Origin of the sequence: Methylobacterium sp. C1 (assembly GCF_001854385.1) — a bacterium.
GTDB lineage: Bacteria > Pseudomonadota > Alphaproteobacteria > Rhizobiales > Beijerinckiaceae > Methylobacterium > Methylobacterium radiotolerans.
Window position 1 is genome coordinate 3,655,708 of record NZ_CP017640.1, and the last position, 17,563, is coordinate 3,673,270.

17 protein-coding genes and 1 pseudogene are annotated in these 17,563 nt (G+C 68.9%); 15 read left to right on the top strand and 3 right to left on the bottom strand.

What is annotated here, in order from left to right; all coding sequences use genetic code 11:
- The first annotated feature begins 120 nt into the window (after nt 1–120).
- Nucleotides 121–873 carry a type I methionyl aminopeptidase gene (gene map / locus BKE41_RS17015; protein WP_029357720.1) on the top strand — a complete coding sequence of 251 codons (753 nt, stop codon included), beginning with the start codon at nt 121–123 and terminating at the stop codon, nt 871–873.
- Between the two features lie 507 nt (nt 874–1,380).
- Here the strand turns inward: map and BKE41_RS17020 are convergent.
- Complete coding sequence (locus BKE41_RS17020; protein ID WP_024829477.1) at nt 1,381–1,635, bottom strand: hypothetical protein; 255 nt, start codon at nt 1,633–1,635, stop codon at nt 1,381–1,383.
- A gap of 646 nt (nt 1,636–2,281) precedes the next feature.
- Between BKE41_RS17020 and BKE41_RS17025 the strand changes: the two genes are divergently transcribed.
- Both BKE41_RS17025 and BKE41_RS17030 read left to right on the top strand, forming a co-directional pair.
- On the top strand, nt 2,282–2,920 hold the full coding sequence (locus BKE41_RS17025; protein WP_059408380.1) for a PRC-barrel domain-containing protein: 639 nt from the start codon (nt 2,282–2,284) through the stop codon (nt 2,918–2,920).
- A gap of 501 nt (nt 2,921–3,421) precedes the next feature.
- A complete protein-coding gene (locus BKE41_RS17030) occupies nt 3,422–4,708 on the top strand; it encodes a c-type cytochrome (RefSeq protein ID WP_058607796.1) in 1,287 nt (428 codons plus the stop codon).
- Between the two features lie 8 nt (nt 4,709–4,716).
- On the opposite strand, the gene BKE41_RS17035 is transcribed toward BKE41_RS17030, so the two are convergent.
- Entirely contained in the window at nt 4,717–6,702 is a 1,986-nt protein-coding gene (locus BKE41_RS17035; protein ID WP_071000706.1) for a 4Fe-4S binding protein, read from the bottom strand.
- 194 nt (nt 6,703–6,896) lie between these two features.
- Here BKE41_RS17035 and BKE41_RS17040 point away from each other — a divergent pair, with 194 nt between their 5' ends.
- The 12 genes from BKE41_RS17040 (at nt 6,897) to BKE41_RS30355 (ending at nt 17,111) form a co-directional block, all read left to right on the top strand.
- Nucleotides 6,897–7,646: a biotin/lipoate--protein ligase family protein gene (locus BKE41_RS17040; protein ID WP_070999871.1), complete on the top strand. Its 750-nt coding sequence runs from the start codon at nt 6,897–6,899 to the stop codon at nt 7,644–7,646.
- Nucleotides 7,643–8,188 (top strand): DUF6505 family protein, encoded by a 546-nt coding sequence (locus tag BKE41_RS17045; RefSeq protein WP_070999872.1) that lies wholly within the window; start codon nt 7,643–7,645, stop codon nt 8,186–8,188. Before BKE41_RS17040 ends, BKE41_RS17045 begins: the two co-directional genes overlap by 4 nt.
- 4 nt (nt 8,189–8,192) lie before the next feature.
- Nucleotides 8,193–9,203 carry a DUF6352 family protein gene (locus BKE41_RS17050; protein WP_070999873.1) on the top strand — a complete coding sequence of 337 codons (1,011 nt, stop codon included), beginning with the start codon at nt 8,193–8,195 and terminating at the stop codon, nt 9,201–9,203.
- 1 nt (nt 9,204) lies between these two features.
- On the top strand, nt 9,205–9,717 hold the full coding sequence (locus tag BKE41_RS17055) for a DUF3305 domain-containing protein (protein WP_053621055.1): 513 nt from the start codon (nt 9,205–9,207) through the stop codon (nt 9,715–9,717).
- A complete protein-coding gene (locus BKE41_RS17060; protein ID WP_070999874.1) occupies nt 9,714–10,463 on the top strand; it encodes a DUF3306 domain-containing protein in 750 nt (249 codons plus the stop codon). Before BKE41_RS17055 ends, BKE41_RS17060 begins: the two co-directional genes overlap by 4 nt.
- A gap of 139 nt (nt 10,464–10,602) precedes the next feature.
- The gene (locus BKE41_RS17065) at nt 10,603–11,175 is read left to right on the top strand and encodes a molecular chaperone TorD family protein (RefSeq protein WP_245295798.1); all 573 of its coding nucleotides are present in this window, start codon (nt 10,603–10,605) and stop codon (nt 11,173–11,175) included.
- A gap of 88 nt (nt 11,176–11,263) precedes the next feature.
- A complete protein-coding gene (locus BKE41_RS17070; protein WP_059408429.1) occupies nt 11,264–11,506 on the top strand; it encodes a formate dehydrogenase in 243 nt (80 codons plus the stop codon).
- Between the two features lie 7 nt (nt 11,507–11,513).
- Nucleotides 11,514–14,456, top strand: a complete 2,943-nt coding sequence (locus BKE41_RS17075; RefSeq protein WP_070999875.1) for a formate dehydrogenase subunit alpha — start codon at nt 11,514–11,516, stop codon at nt 14,454–14,456.
- Between the two features lie 16 nt (nt 14,457–14,472).
- The gene (gene fdh3B / locus BKE41_RS17080; protein ID WP_012320149.1) at nt 14,473–15,069 is read left to right on the top strand and encodes a formate dehydrogenase FDH3 subunit beta; all 597 of its coding nucleotides are present in this window, start codon (nt 14,473–14,475) and stop codon (nt 15,067–15,069) included.
- Nucleotides 15,070–15,158: 89 nt separating this feature from the next.
- Nucleotides 15,159–16,196 carry a formate dehydrogenase subunit gamma gene (locus BKE41_RS17085; RefSeq protein ID WP_070999876.1) on the top strand — a complete coding sequence of 346 codons (1,038 nt, stop codon included), beginning with the start codon at nt 15,159–15,161 and terminating at the stop codon, nt 16,194–16,196.
- A 63-nt stretch (nt 16,197–16,259) separates the two neighbouring features.
- Nucleotides 16,260–16,499 carry a hypothetical protein gene (locus BKE41_RS17090; RefSeq protein ID WP_012320151.1) on the top strand — a complete coding sequence of 80 codons (240 nt, stop codon included), beginning with the start codon at nt 16,260–16,262 and terminating at the stop codon, nt 16,497–16,499.
- Nucleotides 16,500–16,556: 57 nt separating this feature from the next.
- Nucleotides 16,557–17,111 carry a hypothetical protein gene (locus BKE41_RS30355; RefSeq protein ID WP_083374373.1) on the top strand — a complete coding sequence of 185 codons (555 nt, stop codon included), beginning with the start codon at nt 16,557–16,559 and terminating at the stop codon, nt 17,109–17,111.
- Between the two features lie 104 nt (nt 17,112–17,215).
- Here BKE41_RS30355 and BKE41_RS30360 read toward each other — a convergent pair.
- Nucleotides 17,216–17,442 (bottom strand): annotated as a pseudogene (locus BKE41_RS30360) (IS5/IS1182 family transposase); the annotation flags it as partial.
- Nucleotides 17,443–17,563: the final 121 nt, after the last annotated feature.

Genomic DNA, 17,563 nt, shown 5'->3' on the forward strand with positions numbered 1-17,563 from the left:
CATTTTGGGGGAGCGCTCGCTGGACGCTCTGCGCCGTGGTCGCGCAGCATCGGCGTGAAAATCGCGGACTCTCGAGGTTCACTCCGCTACAGCGTCTTTGGGCCTGGCCAGAGATACCGCATGACCGTATCGAGTGACGATGACCTCGTGGGGCTCAAGACGATCGGACGCATCGTCGCCGACACGCTCGAGGTGATGGGCCGAGCCATCGAGCCCGGGATCACTGAACGAGAACTGGATCAAATCGGCCGGGACTACCTGAGCGCAGCCGGTGCTCGTCCGGCTCCCGAACTGGTCTACGGCTTCCCGGGCGCGACCTGCATCAGCGTCAACGACAAGATCGCGCATGGCATACCCGGCGATCGTCGTGTCCGGGCGGGCGACCTCGTCAACATCGACGTCTCCGCTGAGAAGGACGGCTACTTCGCGGATACGGGCGCGTCGTTCGCTGTGCCTCCGGTGGCGCGTGCGGTTGAAAGGCTCTGCCGAGACGGGCGTCGGGCGATGTGGACCGGGTTGCGTCAGGTTGGCACCGGCATGCCGTTCGCTGGCATCGGTCGAGCGGTCGGCACCTTCGCTCGGCAGAACGGCTACACGCTCGTGCGCAACCTCGCCAGCCATGGGGTCGGTCTGTCGCTGCATGAGGAACCGACTGAGATCGCGACTTGGCCCGACGCCTCCGAGCGGCGGGTCATGACGGACGGGCTCGTCTTCACCGTCGAGCCATTCTTGTCTCTCGGCGCGAACTTCGCCGAGGATGGTGACGACGGATGGACCCTGTATAGCCAGCCGAGAGCACCAACCGTGCAATACGAGCACACGGTTGTCGCAACCCGCAACGGTCCATTGGTTCTGACGGTCCCGTCGCCCTAGCATCGGCAGCAGCCCAAGCCTGCCGATCGGGCATGTCCGCACAATTATGGCTTGGCGGGCCGCGAGTTCGTTAGCAGCGTCGGCTTTCGAGCTCGCGCTCCTCGTAAGCGGACGGTCGCAAAACCACCCATCCCAGCCGTTCAGCGGCACCTACCGATGAGACCGGTATTGGCGAAAGCCGCTATTCCGATTTGGAGGAGGTTCGCGGGAAAGCGGACGCTCTTACCACTTCAATCACGTTGCAGAGACAATCTTGCCACCGATCCTGGAAGCAGACGCTCTGGCTGCAGCGGTGGTGAGCACTCAGCTGTTCCCACGCCGCCATAATCTTTGACTCTGCCTCGTCGACGAACAGGCCCGCCTGTGCCCGGACGCACCGGTTAAAATATAACATAGGGATTCGCATCGTCTGGTCGGTACGCAGATTCGCAATTTAGCTCCGACGCGCGGTTTATCGCGGCGATAACGTCGTCAGTACCCGGTTTTCCGGCGCATCGCCTACTTCTTCTACGCCTGGAGCCGCGCGCCGAGATCTATGGCATCGGTGAGGTGGCTTTCGGCTGCCGAGAGCGCGTCCTGGCCTGTCGCGGTAATCGTCCACTCCGCTCGGTCCCATGCATCAATGCGCCCGGTCGGCACAACGAACCCACGCCGCGCCAAGCTGAGCAGGCTCAGGTCGGCCATGTAGAAGCGGTTCTCACTCACTGAGAGCCGGAGCTTGTAACGGTCCCGCGAGCTCAGCGTAATTCGGCGAGCAGCCATCTCGCGTTTCCTTTCGCTTCCGACACCGGATCCCGGACTCTCCCGGACCCGCGGCTTCTTTCAGGGTTCAACCCCCGGTGCGGCAGTCATGTTCATGATCGGGGTTCAGCGCAGCCACGATGAAGATGATCGTGGAAAACAAGGGCGCCTTCCCCTCGGCCCCGCGAATTCAGGTAACCATTCGAGCAGGTTGGCAGAGGCACTCCGGCTGACGCCGAACTGCTTTTCGGCACGACGAGGCAGCCTATAGTCTGAGACCGATTCGATGATGTGAACCTTCATGGTCGCGTGCGACCGGTTCTACTCACCTGGCCTGAAAACGCGCCTGAATGCCTGGATGTAGTCAGGGCTACGACTGCCGCTAGACCCATGGAGATCATCCTTGGTCTGACCGTCGGCCCGGCTTGATCAAGACCTCACTTGCCCATGCCCCGAGATGATTGTAGGAGACCTTAACGGGCCGGTCATTGTCAGACTCGTGATGGGCGTGCTTGAGGGTCGCGGCCCTCAACCCGCGGGCACCGACAAAAGGGACGTCCCGCGCCAGAGGGATGCCCGTTCCGGCCCATTTGCGCCTGCGATGAACCCGAACGCGCGGCCCTTGTTCTCGATTCAAGTGTTTTTGCCTGAGTCTGGAGAGCCTTGAATGCGCGGTGCCCCGCTCAAAATCGCGACGCTGGCTGTCCTTCTCGTCACCGGCGCCTCGCTACCCCTAGCGGCGGCCTCGTCGGCGGTGCAGTCGGATGCACCCGCGACACCGTTCATCGAGGGACCCGAGCCGGGAACTATACGTGCCTCCGAGATGATCGGGGTTCCGGTCATCGGAATGGATCATGTCGAGATCGGCAAGATCGAGGACGTTTTGGTCGACGGAAGCGGGCAGGTCCGCGCCGTGATCATCGGCGTCGGCGGTTTCCTGGGCGTGGGCGAGAAATATGTGGCGCTTCCTTTCGACCAGCTCGGCTGGAACTTCAGCGATGTGCCGCTGATGGACGGACCGAGTTCGGTCGTGACGCCCAAGACGGCGCCCAGCGCTGAGGCAGCCGCGCAGGTGGGGCCGGATACCATGCCGGGTGCACGGACAACCCGCGACACGCTCGGCGCAGTTCAAAATCAGCATAGCGGTCGCGTGACTGGCGCGACCGGCTCAGTGGAGGCACAGCGGCCCAGCAGCACGACGGCCACGGTCCTCGTTGGCGACAAGCCGTGGCGCGCCGAGGTCCGCCTCACCCGGGCGCAGCTGCAAGCGGCTCCGGCCTTCCGCTCCGGAAAATCTCGCCCTTAGCCGTCCATGTTTGACCAAAGGAATTCTATGAGAAGCGCCATCCTCACCGGGTTATTATGGACTTCGGGCCTTCAGGGGTCCGTGGCTCAGCAGACCAACCCAGCCCCGCCAATTTCGGAAACGGGCCCTTCGCAATCCAGCTCGGGAGCAGCCACGGCCGCGGCGATAGACTTCAACTGGGTTTGGCTGAGCCTGCTCGTGGCCGTCGTGGTCCTGGGTCTCTGGTACATCGCGCGTCGACGCCAATCCGGCCCTCCAACCCGCTGATGTCGAGTTAGCGTGTTACGGACGCGGCACTCGGGAAGAACAGCGGCTCGCCGTCGTCCTGGAACAATGCCCAAACCTGTGTTGATGATCAATATTAGACGCGTGCGCCGCCCCGACTATGGCTCACCATCTTGTATCCGACGCCCAAAAGCCAAACCGATCGCAGCTAGAACCGCCGCGGCTGGCGGTGGGGACTGTGCTATAGCGGGGCGATCCATTTGAAGCGGAGCCCCGATGACCAGCTTTGCGCGGATCCTAGGCGTGATCGCCGTCCTGCTGCTCTGCGGCGCGCCGGCACGCGCGCAGATGCGCGGCCACGGTGGTCCGGTCCGGGCGCTCGCCGTGACCGCCGACGGGCGCCTCGCAATCTCGGGCGGCTTCGACCAATCCGCCATCGTGTGGGCCATCGAGACCGGTGCCGCGCTCGGCGTGCTGCGCTTCCACGACGGTGCGGTGAACGCGGTCGCCGCACTGCCGGACGGCCGTTTCGCCACGGCCTCCGAGGACGGGCGGATCGCCCTGTGGCGCCTGGGGCGCGCGGAGCCGGAACGGGTGCTGGAGGGCCATACCGGCCCGATCGTCGCCCTCGCGGTCTCGCCGGACGGCCTGTCGCTCGCCTCCGCCTCCTGGGACGGCACGGCCCGGATCTGGCCGCTCGCCGGAGGGGACAGCCGGCTGCTCGATCCGCACCGCGGCCCGGTGAACGCGGTGGCCTTCCTGCCGGGCGGCGCGCCGGTCACGGCCGGCGCCGATGGGGCGGTGCGGATCTGGGCGGCCGAGGGCACATCCCAGGTCATCGCCACCGCACCCACGGGCCTCAACGCCGTCGCGGTCGCTTCGGACAGCGAGATCGCGGCCGCCGGGGCCGATGCGATCCTCCGCTTCGTTCGAGCCGACGGCTCGGTCCGGGCCGCCGCCGAGCTCGGCCCGAACCCGGTGATCGCCCTGGCCCTGTCTCCGGACGGGACCAGGGTGGCTGCCGCGACGGCGGGCGGGACCATCGCGGTGGTCGACCGGGCGACGGGTCAGGTCCAGCTGCGGCTCGTGGGGCCCGGCCTTCCGGTCTGGTCGCTCGCGTGGCGTCCGGACGGGGCCGAGCTCCTCACGGGTGGCGGCGACCGCCTCGTCCGGCGCTGGGACGCGAAGAGCGGCGAACCGATCGGCGCGCTGATCATGCGGCGCCCGGCCGATCCCCTCGCGGTCCGGCAGGGCGGCCGGGGCGCCGAGGTGTTCGGGGCCTGCGTCGCCTGCCACACCCTGACATCCGACGCGGGCGAGCGGGCCGGGCCGACGCTCGCCGGCCTGTTCGGCCGCCGCATCGCCAGCGTGCCCGGCTACCGGTACTCGAACGCGCTGAAGCGGCTGGACATCGTCTGGACGCCCGAGACCGTCTCACGGCTCTTCGAGGTTGGCCCCGCCCGCTACACGCCCGGGACGAAGATGCCCGAGCAGACGATCGGCAACGACGCGGACCGCGCGGCGCTGATCGAATTCCTCGAACGCGCCACCGCGCTTCGCTGAGGCGCCCGTCAGCCGCCCGCGCGCGCGCGCAGGTAATCCTCGGTCGTCCGGGGCTTGTCGCGTTCCGGCGCCGCGTGCGGATCGAAGCCCTGGTTCACCGCGACCTCGACGCGGCAATCCTCGCACATCGACAGCGCTTGCAGGCGCGCCTCGCCGCCCGCCCCGCTGAACATCCAGTGCCGCTCGCGCAGCCGCTCGACGATGCGCTCGATCGTCGAGCGCGTGCCGAAGGGCTTGGCGCATTGCGTGCAGCAGAAGGGCTCTTCCTCCTTGACGACCCGGCGGGGCGCCGCCCAGGCCGCGAAATCCACCTGCGGACGCAGGGCGATGACGTCCTCGGGACAGGTCGCCGCGCAGAGGCCGCACTGCACGCAGAGGCTCTCCTCGAAGCCGAGAAGCGGCTGCTCGGCACTGTCGGAGAGGGCGTGGGTCGGGCAGGCGCTGACGCAGGCGAGGCACAGGGTGCAGTCCGCGACCCGGAAATCGAGGCCGCCGAAGGGGGCGCCGGCCGCGAGCGGAACCCGGTCGACGGGTGCCGGGGCGGCACTGTGCAGGCCGCGGAAGGCATGGCGCAGCACCTCACGCTTGTTCCCCAGAAACAGCAGACCGGCCGGCACCGCGGCTGGCCGCCCCAGCCTGGCCTGCCGGAGGGCGGCGCCCAGCAGATCCGGGTCATCGGTCTCGATGGTCTCGACCACGCGCCCGCCGTCCTCCGCACCGTAGCCCAGCGCCTGCGCCAGCGTCTCCCCGAGGGTCAGGGTCCGGTACAGGGGTTCGAGGTCGTGCTTGGCACGAGCCCGGACCAGGACCCGGATTCCGGCCGCGCCGTAGGCGAACAGGGCCGCGATCACCTCCGGTCCGATCTGCGTGACCTCGTTGACCTGCACCGGCAGCACGTGGGCGGGGAGGCCGTCGCCGTAGCGGCCGAGCGCGTCGATCAGCGGCTCGCCGTGGTCGCCATCGTGGAGCAGGACGAGGGCGTTCTGCCCGCCCGCCGTCCGGTAGGCGCGCATCAGGCTGCGCAGCCGGCGCATCAGCGCGTCGGAGGTCGGCAGCGCGTAGGCGGCGGCCCCGGTCGGGCAGAGTGCGGCACAGGAGCCGCATCCCGCGCAGACGTATGGGTCGATGTGCACGGTGTCGCCCGCGGGCGCGATCGCGCCGGTCGGGCAGACATCGAGGCAACGCGTGCAGCCCGTGATGCGGGAGCGGCTGTGCGCGCACAAGTCGCCGTGGAAGTCGATGAAGCGCGGCTTGTCGAACGTGCCGACCAGATGGGACGCCTCCGCCAGCACGCGCTCGACGGCGGCCGGGTCGCCGGGATCCGCGCGCAGATAACCGCTGCGCACCGCGTGTGCCGGAAACAGCGGCGCGCCGGCCGAGAGGTCGATGACGAGGTCGCAGGTCGACACGGCCCCGTTGCGCGGCGCGCCGAAGACGAGATGCGTGCGCGAGGACGGGGCCGGGAGGGCATAATCGTCGATGCCGAGCTCGAACGCACCGAGGTACCCCTTGGCGGTTCGGATCGTGCCCTGCAGGACCGGGAAGGCGTTGCGGTGCAGCGGCGAGATCTCGCCGGGGCGCGTCAGCAGGACGGTGATGTCCAGATGCTCGGCGAGCCGCCGGCCGGCCTCGACCGCCACCTCGTCCTGCCCATAGATCAGGGCGACGCCGCGGCTCTCCAGGGAGACGGTAGCGGCGTCGGGGAGCGGCTCGGCCGCCGCGGCGAGCAGAGCGGCCATCTTCGGTCCGGCCGCCGCGGCGTCGGACGACCAGCCGGCGGTTTCCCGGATCTTGGCGTAGACCACCCGGTCCTCCGCCCCTGCCTCCTCGGCGACCTCGTCGAACAGCGGCGCCTGGAGCGTGCAGGACACGGTGACGGGCCGCCCGGTCGCCAGGGCCTCCCGGAAGCGATCAAGCTCGCGGCCGCAGAGCTGGTCGGCGGTGCGAAGCTCGCCGCCGCAGGCCTGGCCCAGGGCGGCGGTATCGAGGGACATCGTCCGCTCGCAGGAGCAGGCGAATACGAGGCGGTCGGACAAGATCGGACCCGGGTACAAGTGCAAATGGATGGCCCCTTCGCGCGGCGGGGCCCGTCCCTTATACTCGAACCATTCGAAACAACGATCCGGCATGCGGGCGCAGGTCGCAACCCTGTCCCGCACTCTCATCGGCCCCCCGCCAAAGCCGCTCCATGACTGTCCCTGTCGATGCCGGCCCGTCGAGGCTGGTCCTGCCCCCCGGCTTCAGCGCGCGCGCAGCGGAGCCGCCATCCGACGCGCACGCGGAAGCCTGCCGGCTCGCCGCGTCGGGCGAGGCGGACGCGGCGACGCTCGTCCTGGGCCGGCGCGACGACCTGATCGACTTCGCCGTGGTGCTCGCCCCGGCCGAGCCGCTCGCCACCGCGCGCCGCGCCCACTTCGCCGGAATGGTCGCCCTGGCGAATGCCGTCGGCGCTTTCGGGCCGCCGGAGATCCCGGTGACGTTCACGTGGCCCGGGACGCTGCTGTTCAACGGCGCGCGCCTGGGTGGCGGGCGCCTCAGCTGGCCTGAAGCGTGCCGCGAGGATGAGGAGCCGGACTGGCTGGTCTTCTCGGGCATGCTGCTCACCTCGAAATTGGCGGCGGGCGACCCCGGACACACGCCCGATTCCACCGCCCTGGAGGAGGAAGGTTTTGGCGCGAACCTGCGCGTGCCCCTGGTCGAGAGCTTCGCGCGCCACCTGACCAAGACCTTCGAGATCTGGCGCGAGGACGGCTTCGACCGTGTCGCGGCGCTTTACCTCGCCCATCTGCCGCGGGAATCCGGTGTGCGGGCCGCGATCGAGCCGGGCGGCGACGGACGGCTGACCTGGCCCGATGGGCGGGTCGAGCACCTCCCGCTGCGCGCGAAGCTGGAGGCGCCGGACTGGCGTGATCCGAAGACCGGCGGGGTCCGGCTGTGACGCTCAAGCTCCCCCGAACCCTGCGGCTCGATCCCTCCGACACCTTCGTGTTCGCGCAGGCCGCCGAACCCGGAGAATGGGCCGTCACCGGGACCTTCCTGTTCCTCGACGGGGATCCGTCGCATCTGACCGGCAAGGCCCTGACGGCCTTCCGCTCGGGGTTCGTCGGCGTAAGCTCGCTCGGCTTCTCCACCCTGGTGGTGGTGAGCGCGGCGAGCGAAGAGGAGCGCGCGGGGGCCGAGGAGCTGCTCGCCCGCCACATCCACGAGCGCTTCGGCGCGCCCGACCGGGAGGCCGCCCGTGCGGCTGCCCGCGAGGAACTCGACGTCGCCGCATCCCTCTGCGATCTGCCGGTCGGCAGCGTCGTCGCGCTGCGCCGCGTCGCGACGGACGGGGCGATCCGGGAGGATTTCCGGACGCTGCACCACCGGCCCGGCCTCGACCGGTCCCACGGACGCGCGTTTCTCTTCGTCGAGGACGACGAGCCGGAGGAACAGGCCGACCTCGTCGGCCTTCTGCGTGATACGACGGCGGGACGTTAAGCGGATGACCGAGTTCTGGGTCTCAAGCGGCCACCACCTCACGCAGCGTACGGCCGGCGGCGGCCTCGCGGTCACGGACGAACTGATCCTCGCGTATCTGGCGCGGCCCGAACTCGTGCCGCCGGACGACGCCTGCGCGTCCGAGATCGCCCTCCATGCCGCCCTCCTGGACGCGCCCCGGCGGCGCGTGGAGCCCGCCGAGATCGCCGCCATCGCCGACTCCGACGCTCGGGAGAACTGGACGGTGATCCTCGCCTTCCGCGATCGACTGCTCGCGGCCCGCTCCGTGGAGGCCGGATATCTGTCGCTCGTGCGCGGCGACCTCCAGGGCGTGCCGTCCCTGTTCCTGAACCAGCTCGTCCACCTGATCCTGCGCAACGCCCTCGACGGCTGCGACGATCCCTTCGTCCTGCGCGCGGCCGAGCTGTTCTTCCGCCCCCAGCGCGTGAGCTTTCACGAAGGCGCCGTGCTCCTGGCCGATGCCGAGGTGATCGCCGCCCGCGAAGGCAGTGCGCCGCTCTCGCCCCTGCTGACGATGCTGGGCAAGGAGGCGGCGAACGAGCTGGACGTGCTGACGGCCGAGAATGCCTGGACGTACTGGAGCCGGTCGGACGCCTTCACGATGGCGCTCAATCTCGGCTCCGATCCCCGCAGCCGCGCGGGATTGGCCCGGGTGATCGAGACCTTCGTGGGCCACCTGCTGAACGTCGCGGTGCGCGTGACGCCCCTCGACCGGCTGGAGGACCCCGACTGGCGCTGGTTCGTCGGTCTCGACCAGGAGGCGACCCGCATCGGCAACGCGCTCTGGCGCGGCGACACGCTCGATGCCGGAACGCGCGAGCGGGTGCTCGCCGTGTTCAGCCTGACCTTCGACGACCCCGCGCAGGTCCTGCCGACAGTGGGGGATCGCCCGGTCTACCTCCTGCTCGCGGCGGCGCCGGATCGCAGCGTGCAGCTCAAGCCGCACAATCTCGTCGTCGGGTTGCCCCTCGCCGAAGGCCGGGAGGCCGCCTGACATGTCCACGACGCCCGAGCATCGTTTCGAGGTCGGCATCATCGTCGCGCGGCGGCGCCTGACCGGGCCCTGGGCGAGCCATGCCTGGCTCCCGGTCGGGGCCCTGCCGGCGGCGGCGGCCGCCTCGCCCTGGACGAAGCTCTCCGAGACCGAGGACGAGGCGACCTTCTATGCCGGCTCGTACGAAGTCGCGCTGCATCCGGGCGAGACCGGGCACTACCGCGACAATCTCGTCTCCGGGCGCCCTTCCCTCTGGGTCGCCCTGCGCAACAACGGCGACGAGACCTACGCGGTCGCGAGCGTCACGGCCGACCCCTATGAGGGGGAATCCATGGCCGAAGGGGTCGGCGAGATCGTCGAGCCGGTGCCGATGCCGCCTGAGGTGCAGGCGAAGCTGCTGGCCTTCTTCGAGGCCTTCCACGTCGAGCGCAAGTTCGAGAAGCGCAAGCGCGACCGCGCCGATCCCGAGGCGCTGGCCCACCGGGCGCAGGGGACTCGGGAGCGGCGCGAATGAGCGAGAATTTCCTCTCGCGGTGGACCCGGCGCAAGCGCGCCGTGCGCGCGGCCGCCCTGGCGGAACGGGCCGCGCCGGCCGTCTCCGCCAGGGCGCCTCTCCCGGAGCCGGACGCGGAAGGCGCCGAGGCGGATCTCATCGCGCCGCAGACCGGCCCCGAGGCGCGGCCGCCGGAACCGGAGCCGGCGGACGATCCCGTGCTGGATCTCCCCTCCCTCGAAGCCCTGACCGCGGAGACCGACCTCGCCCCGTTCCTGCGGGCCGGCGTTCCGGTGGCCCTGCGCAACGCGGCCCTGCGCCGGATGTGGTCGCTCGACCCCGCCATCCGCGACTTCGTCAGCGAGGCGCGGGAATACGCCTACGACTGGAACAGCCCAGGCGGCGTCCCCGGCCTCGGCCCGCTCCTGCCGAGCGACGAAGTCCAGGCGATGCTCGGGCGTTTGCTGGGCGGGGCCGCCAAAGCGACGCCGGTGCCGGGTGAGACCCGTGACAGTGAGCCCGACGGTTCGCCGGAGCCCGGCCAGACGCCGGAATGTCCCCCGGCAGCCGATCGCGGTACGCCCGGACCCGATCCGCAGGAGCAAGCGCCGGCCCTCTCCGCCCCGGCGGCCACGGTCCAGCAGGCCGCTCCGGCCTCCCCCGATCCGGAGCGCGGGCGCGATGCCGTGCCTGCGGCCGAGCAACAGGAGCCGAGTCCGGGGCCGCGCCTGCGGCGCCACGGCGGCGCGATGCCCAATTCGAGCTAGGAGATTTGGATTGCGGGAGATAAGAACCCTTCTTAATCTTGTTCCAGAGAGTGAGATCGGTACGATCTCGGGCGAGTAGAAAACTCCAGTGGCGTCGGCGTTCGGACCTGTGGAATCGGAGACGCTCGGCGGCGGCCGCGTGGACGACGTCGATGGGCTCCGCGCGCGGCACTACGACCTCCTGGCCGTCCTGCTCGGACGCCCGCCCGGCCAGGACCTGCTCGATACGCTCGCCGGCCTCCCGGGCGGCGACGGGATCCTCGGCCAGCACGTCGCGGATCTGAGCCGCGCGGCGGCAGAGGCGACGGGCGCGGGGGTCGAGCGCGAGTTCTTCGCGCTGTTCATCGGCGTAGGCCGGGGCGAGCTTCTCCCCTACGCCTCCTACTATCTCACCGGCTTCCTCAACGAGCGCCCGCTCGCGCTGGTCCGAGAGGATCTCGCGGCCCTCGGCCTCTCGCGGGACGAGGCCATGAGCGAGCCGGAGGACCATTTGGCCTTCCTGCTGGACGTGATGGCGGGGCTCGCCGGCGGGCGGTTCGCGGCCGAGCCGGCGGCACAGGCGCGCTTCTTCGGCCGGCATCTCGCCCCCTGGGTCGAGCGCTTCTTCGGGGATCTCGAGCGGGCGAAGAACGCGCGCTTCTACCGGGCGGTGGGGGGCCTCGGCCGCACCTTCATGGAGGTGGAGGCGGAAGCCTTCGCGATGGATGCGTGACGGGGATGCAGGTCGTGGCGGTCGGAGCGTGACCGAAACGCCTGACGTGGGTTTCTCATCAAGCGGGTGTCGCTCAGGGAGTTGGATGATGCGGCAGGATCCAAAGACGCTCGGTCGTCGCCAGTTCTTCCGGGCGCTCGGCGGCAGCACCGTGGCGGCCGCCGCGGCGGTCGGGTCGCCGATGGCTGCGACGGAGGCCCAGGCCTTTGACCCGGGCCAGGACGAGACGCGCAGCCGGTACCGCCTGAGCGACCACGTGAAGGCGTTCTACCGGACCAACGGCTACGAGACGCTCCTGAAGAATCCCGATCCCGCTCCGGGAACGAAGTGAGGCTGCCATGCTGACGAAGCGGAAGAGCGGCGAGGCCAGCCGCAGCAAGCATCAGGCGGTCGCGGCCGGTCTCGCGGCCGGCGTGCTCGATCGACGTGCGTTCCTGCGCAAGTCCGGGCTCACCGCCGGCGCGCTCGCCGCCGCGGGCTCGATTCAGCTCGGCGCCGTCCGCAGGGCCGAGGCGGCCGGCTCGTCGGCGGTCGGGCCGGGGACGGTCATCAAGAAGAACATCTGCACGCACTGCTCGGTCGGCTGCACGGTGACCGCCGAGGTCGTGAACGGCGTGTGGGTCGGCCAGGAGCCGTCCTGGGCGAGTCCCATCAACCGCGGAACCCATTGCGCCAAGGGGGCCGCCATCCGCGAACTGGTCTCGTCGGACCGCCGCCTGAAATATCCGATGAAGCTCGTCGGCGGCCAGTGGCAGCGGATCTCCTGGGATCAGGCGATCGACGAGATCGGCGACAAGCTGCTGCAGATCCGCGAGAAGTGGGGCTCCGATTCCGTCTACTGGCTCGGCTCGGCCAAGTACACGAACGAGGCCGCGTACCTGTTGCGGAAATTCGGGGCGTTCTGGGGCACCAACAACGTCGACCACCAGGCGCGCATCTGCCACTCGACCACCGTGGCGGGCGTGGCGAATACCTGGGGCTACGGCGCCCAGACCAACTCGTACAACGACATCCGCAACGCCAAGACCATGATCATCATGGGCGGCAATCCCGCCGAGGCGCACCCGATCTCGATGCAGCACGTGCTGTCCGGGAAGGAGATCAACCGCGCCAACCTGATCGTCATCGACCCCCGTTTCACCCGCACGGCGGCGCACGCCACCGACTACGTGCGCATCCGCTCGGGGACCGACATCCCGGTCGCGTGGGGCATGCTCTGGCACATCTTCCAGAACGGCTGGGAGGACAAGGACTTCATCCGCCAGCGCGTCTACGCGATGGACGACGTCCGCAAGGAGGTCGCCAAATGGACGCCCGAGGAAGTGGAGCGCGTGTCCGGCGTGCCGGGCGAGCAGCTCCGCCGCATCGCGGAGAAGTTCGCCAAGGAGAAGCCCGCCACCATGATCTGGTGCATGGGCAACACGCAGCACACGGTCGGCACCGCCAATGTGCGCGCGCTGTGCATCCTGTGCTTGGCCACGGGCAATGTCGGCAAGCCGGGCACGGGCGCCAACATCTTCCGCGGGCACACGAACGTGCAGGGCGCGACCGACCTCGGCCTCGATGTGACGACCCTGCCGCTCTACTACGGGCTGGTCGAGGGTGGCTGGCGGCACTGGGCCCGCGTCTGGGAGGTGGACTACGCGTGGCTGCAGTCGCGCTTCGATGAGGTTCCCGCGGTCGCCGGCCGCAAGGCGCGGTCCCGCAAGGAGAACATGGAGACCCCGGGCATCACCTCGACCCGCTGGTTCGACTCCGTGAACCTCCCGCCCGAACAGATCGATCAGCGCAGCCCCACGCGGGCGATGATGATCTCGGGCCATGGCGGCAACACCGTCACGCGGCTGCCGGAGGCCCTCGAGGGCCTGAACAAGCTCGACCTGATGGTCGTCGCGGACCCGCATCCGACCACCTTCGCGGCGCTCGATGCCCGGCAGGACAACACCTACCTGCTGCCGATCTGCACCTCGCTGGAGATGGACGGCTGCCGCACGGCGTCCAACCGGTCGCTGCAATGGGGCGAGCAGATCGTGAAGCCCGCCTTCGAGTCCAAGAACGACTACGAGTTCCTCTACCTGCTCTCGAAGAAGCTCGGCTTCGCCGACCCGATGTTCAAGAACATCAAGGTCGAGAACAACGTCCCCTTGGCCGAGGACATCCTGAGGGAGATCAACCGCGGCGGCTGGTCGACGGGCTATTGCGGGCAGTCGCCCGAGCGCCTGAAGGCGCATATGCGCAACCAGCAGAAGTTCGATCTCGTCACCCTGCGGGCGCCGAAGGACGATCCGGAGGTCGGCGGGGATTATTACGGCCTGCCCTGGCCCTGCTGGGGCAAGCCCGAGATCCGCCATCCCGGCTCGGCCATCCTGTACAACACGGCTCTGCACGTGAAGGAGGGCGGCGGCACGTTCCGCGCGCGCTTCGGCACCGAACGCAACGGCGAGACCCTGCTGGCCGAGGATTCCTACTCCAACGGCTCCGACCTGACCGACGGCTATCCGGAATTCACCCTCGGCGTGTTCAAGAAGCTCGGGTGGGACAAGGATCTCACGGCGGACGAACTGGCGACGATCCTGAAGATCGGCGGCGACAAGCCCGACACGGTGAGCTGGGCGACCGACCTCTCCGGCGGCATCCAGCGCGTCTGTCTCGAGCACGGCGTCTCGCCGTTCGGCAACGGCAAGGCGCGCGCGAATGCCTGGAACCTGCCCGACCCGGTGCCGGTCCACCGCGAGCCGATCTACTCACCGCGCCCCGATCTGGTCGCCAAGTACCCGACCCGGCCCGACGAGCGGCAGTTCCGCATGCCCAATATCGGGTTCTCGGTGCAGAAATCCGCGGTCGAGCGCAACGTCGCCCGGGACTTCCCGATCATCCTCACCTCGGGCCGCCTCGTCGAGTACGAGGGCGGCGGCGAGGAGACCCGCTCCAACCCGTGGCTCGCCGAGCTGCAGCAGGACATGTTCGTCGAGATCAACACCGGTGACGCGGCCGAGCGCGGCATCAAGGATGGTCAGTGGGTCTGGGTCACGGGCGCGGAGAACAACTCCAAGACGAAGGTGAAGGCCCTCGTGACCGACCGCGTCGGGAAAGGCGTCGCGTTCATGCCGTTCCATTTCTCCGGCTGGTACCAGGGCAAGGACATGCGCGACTACTACCCGAAGGGCACCGACCCGGTCGTGCTCGGCGAGAGCGTCAACACCGTCACGACCTACGGCTTCGATCCCGTCACCGGCATGCAGGAGACGAAAGCCACCCTGTGTCAGATCCGAGCGGCCTGAGAGGAGCGACCTGATCATGGCGCGCATGAAGTTTCTCTGCGACGCGGATCGTTGCATCGAGTGCAACGCCTGCGTCACCGCCTGCAAGAACGAGCACGAAGTGCCGTGGGGCATCAACCGGCGGCGGGTGGTGACGCTCAACGACGGCAAGCCCGGCGAGCGCTCGGTCTCGATGGCCTGCATGCACTGCACCGACGCGCCCTGCGCGGCCGTGTGCCCGGTCAACTGCTTCTACACCACCGCCGACGCGGTGGTGCTGCACTCCAAGGACATCTGCATCGGCTGCGGCTACTGCTTCTATGCCTGCCCGTTCGGCGCACCGCAGTACCCGCGCGTCGGGAACTTCGGGTCCCGAGGCAAGATGGACAAGTGCACCTACTGCTCGGGTGGCCCCGAGCCCGATCTCTCGACCGCCGAGTACGAGAAGTACGGTTCGAACCGGCTCGCGGAGGGCAAGCTGCCGCTCTGCGCCGAGATGTGCTCGACCAAGGCCCTGCTCGCGGGCGACGGCGAGATGATCGCCGAGATCTACAAGCAGCGGGTGATCAAGCGCGGGTACGGCTCGGGGGCCTGGGGCTGGAAGACGGCCTATCGCGAGACGATCGCGATCTGATGTGGGGCTGCTCCTCGGCTGAGGGGCGCGCCGGAACAGGGACCGCGGCAGCGTCCGCGGACCGCTCGACCGATCTGAAAGGAACGCCGATGCGGCGGGCATGGACGATTCTCAGCACTCTCGTCCTGGCAACGGCGCTCTGGACGGCACCGGGTGTCTGCGGGGCCGCGCAGGCGCAGAACCCGATCCAGGCCGATGGCCGGAACCCGACGGGGGCGAACCCCACGGCGGATTCGATCAATGAGGAGCTTCTGTTCCGGCAGGCCCCCAAGATCAGCGGGCGCATCAGCATCCCGGACGGCAAGGCCGCCAACCTGATCCAGCCGCAGGGCCGCACGTACCAGATGTTCCGCGAGGGCTGGCTGCCCTGGATCGGGGCCCTCGTGATCCTCGGCATGCTCGGGGCCCTGGCGCTGTTCTTCCTGTGGCGCGGCCGCATCATCACGGATCACAGCCAGGAATCCGGCAAGAAGATCCTCCGCTTCAACGCGTTCGAGCGGTTCACGCACTGGATGACGGCCGTGTGCTTCATCATCCTGTCGCTGTCCGGCCTGAACTACATCTTCGGCAAACGGCTGCTGATGCCCGTGATCGGACCGGAGGCCTTCGGCGCGCTGGCCCAGTACGCGAAGTACAGCCACGTCTATCTCGCCTGGCCCTTCATGCTGGGTGTCGCCTTCATGATCGTCGTCTGGATCCGGGACAACATCCCGAACCGGATCGACTGGGAGTGGCTCAAGGCGGGGGGCGGCTTCATCGGCAGCAAGCACCCGCATGCGGGCCGCTTCAACGCGGGCCAGAAGGGCGTGTTCTGGATGGTGGCCGGCTTCGGCGCCGCCATGGGCGCCACCGGCCTGATGATGCTCTTCCCGTTCGCGCTCGTCGACGTCAACGGGATGCAGATCATGCAGGTGATCCATTCCCTGATCGGCATCGTCTTCATCGCCGGTATCCTGGCCCACATCTACATTGGCACGCTCGGGATGAAGGGCGCCTACGACGCGATGGGCAGCGGTCAGGTCGATCTGGCCTGGGCGCGCGCGCACCACGACCTCTGGGTCGAGCAGGAGCAGGCCCGCACCGCCAGCGGCCCGCAGCTCGGATCCCGCCCGGCACCGGCCGAGTGACGGGCCGGGTTGGCCTCCCAGCGTCACACCGGATGCTCCGGACTCCTATCAGGGACCACTGACATGAAAGCTTTCATCGCCGCCGTCCTTGCCGCCGTTCTCCTGGGCGTCGCGGCCATGCTGGCGCTCACGAGCAATCAGAAGTTCGCCTACCAAGCGTTCGCCACCTCCGGTGCGCGGGTCTCCGAGCCGGGCACCAACTTGGTCGGCCCGCGTTGGAACGGCGACCCCGCTCCCGATGAGTTTGCCGGCGAGCCACATGGAAAAGCCGAGGGTGCCGCCTCGCAGCCGAAGCGTTCCTGAGGCCCAGCCTTCGAGCACCACTGCGACGTGACCAGGCTTTCAGGAGGAGCGCATCCGATGAAGCGACGACTGAGCACTTTCGCCCAGGCAATCGGCCTGGCAGGGGCCCTGCTCGCAGCGGACAACGCCCTCGCGCAGGAGAGCGGCACAGCCGTTCCCACCGGGCGTCCAGCCAATCTCTGCCAGGAGCTTCTGGCCTTCGTGAAGCAGCCGAATCCAGCGAAGGAGGCCGCCGCGACGCCTCCGCAACAGGCGACCGCCGTCTCGAATCCTTCGGGAGCGAGCCAGGGCACGCCATCGGCCGCCGGCGGCGACGTCCAGCAGAAATCCGGCTTGAGCGGGCCGACCCCGGGAGGCTCGCCAAATCAGGCGGGCACCGATGCCCAGCGCGGGCAGGGGAACCAGGCGGCGAAGGATGCGCCGAGTGCCGCCAAACCGGCCTCATCACCTCACCCGGACGCGGCCACCATCGCGACGGTCGAGGCCGCTGCCGCAGCCGACGACCAGCTCGGATGCCGTTCGGCCGCGCGGACGATGCGGACGCACGGTGTGGCCCTCCCGCCACCACTCCTTGCATTGGCCGCGCTCGATCCGAAATTTTATGCCCAGTAGTATGCGGTCTTCGCCAACCGATGCTGAGTTAAGGTAACTGCTGACAGAGCTAGACTCTGTTTTAGACCCGTGGCGTGTCGAGCGAACTGTCTGGGCGTGACGCGGACGAAGGCGACGAGGTGCAGGTCTGCCAGGGGTCTGGCACAGCGCTCATAGTCTTTGACGAGGCGGCGGAAGCACCTGGCCTCGACAAAGGAGCGCTCGACCACCCACCGGCGGGGAAGCAGCACGAAGTCGCGCTTGGCCTCTGGCAGCTTGCCCCCTCCAAGGCAATGCCGTGCGAGCGTGCTGCCGCGGCCCGCTTCTCGCCCTTGTAGCCCTGATTGTGGATGCACCTCGAAGGACAATGGCGAGAGGTTGGCGGTCTTCAATTCGTACGTTTCACGGCCGCCGAAGGGCGTGGTCTCCGAACGTCGCGTGCGACGCGATACCACCAAGTCCAGCCGCGGAGC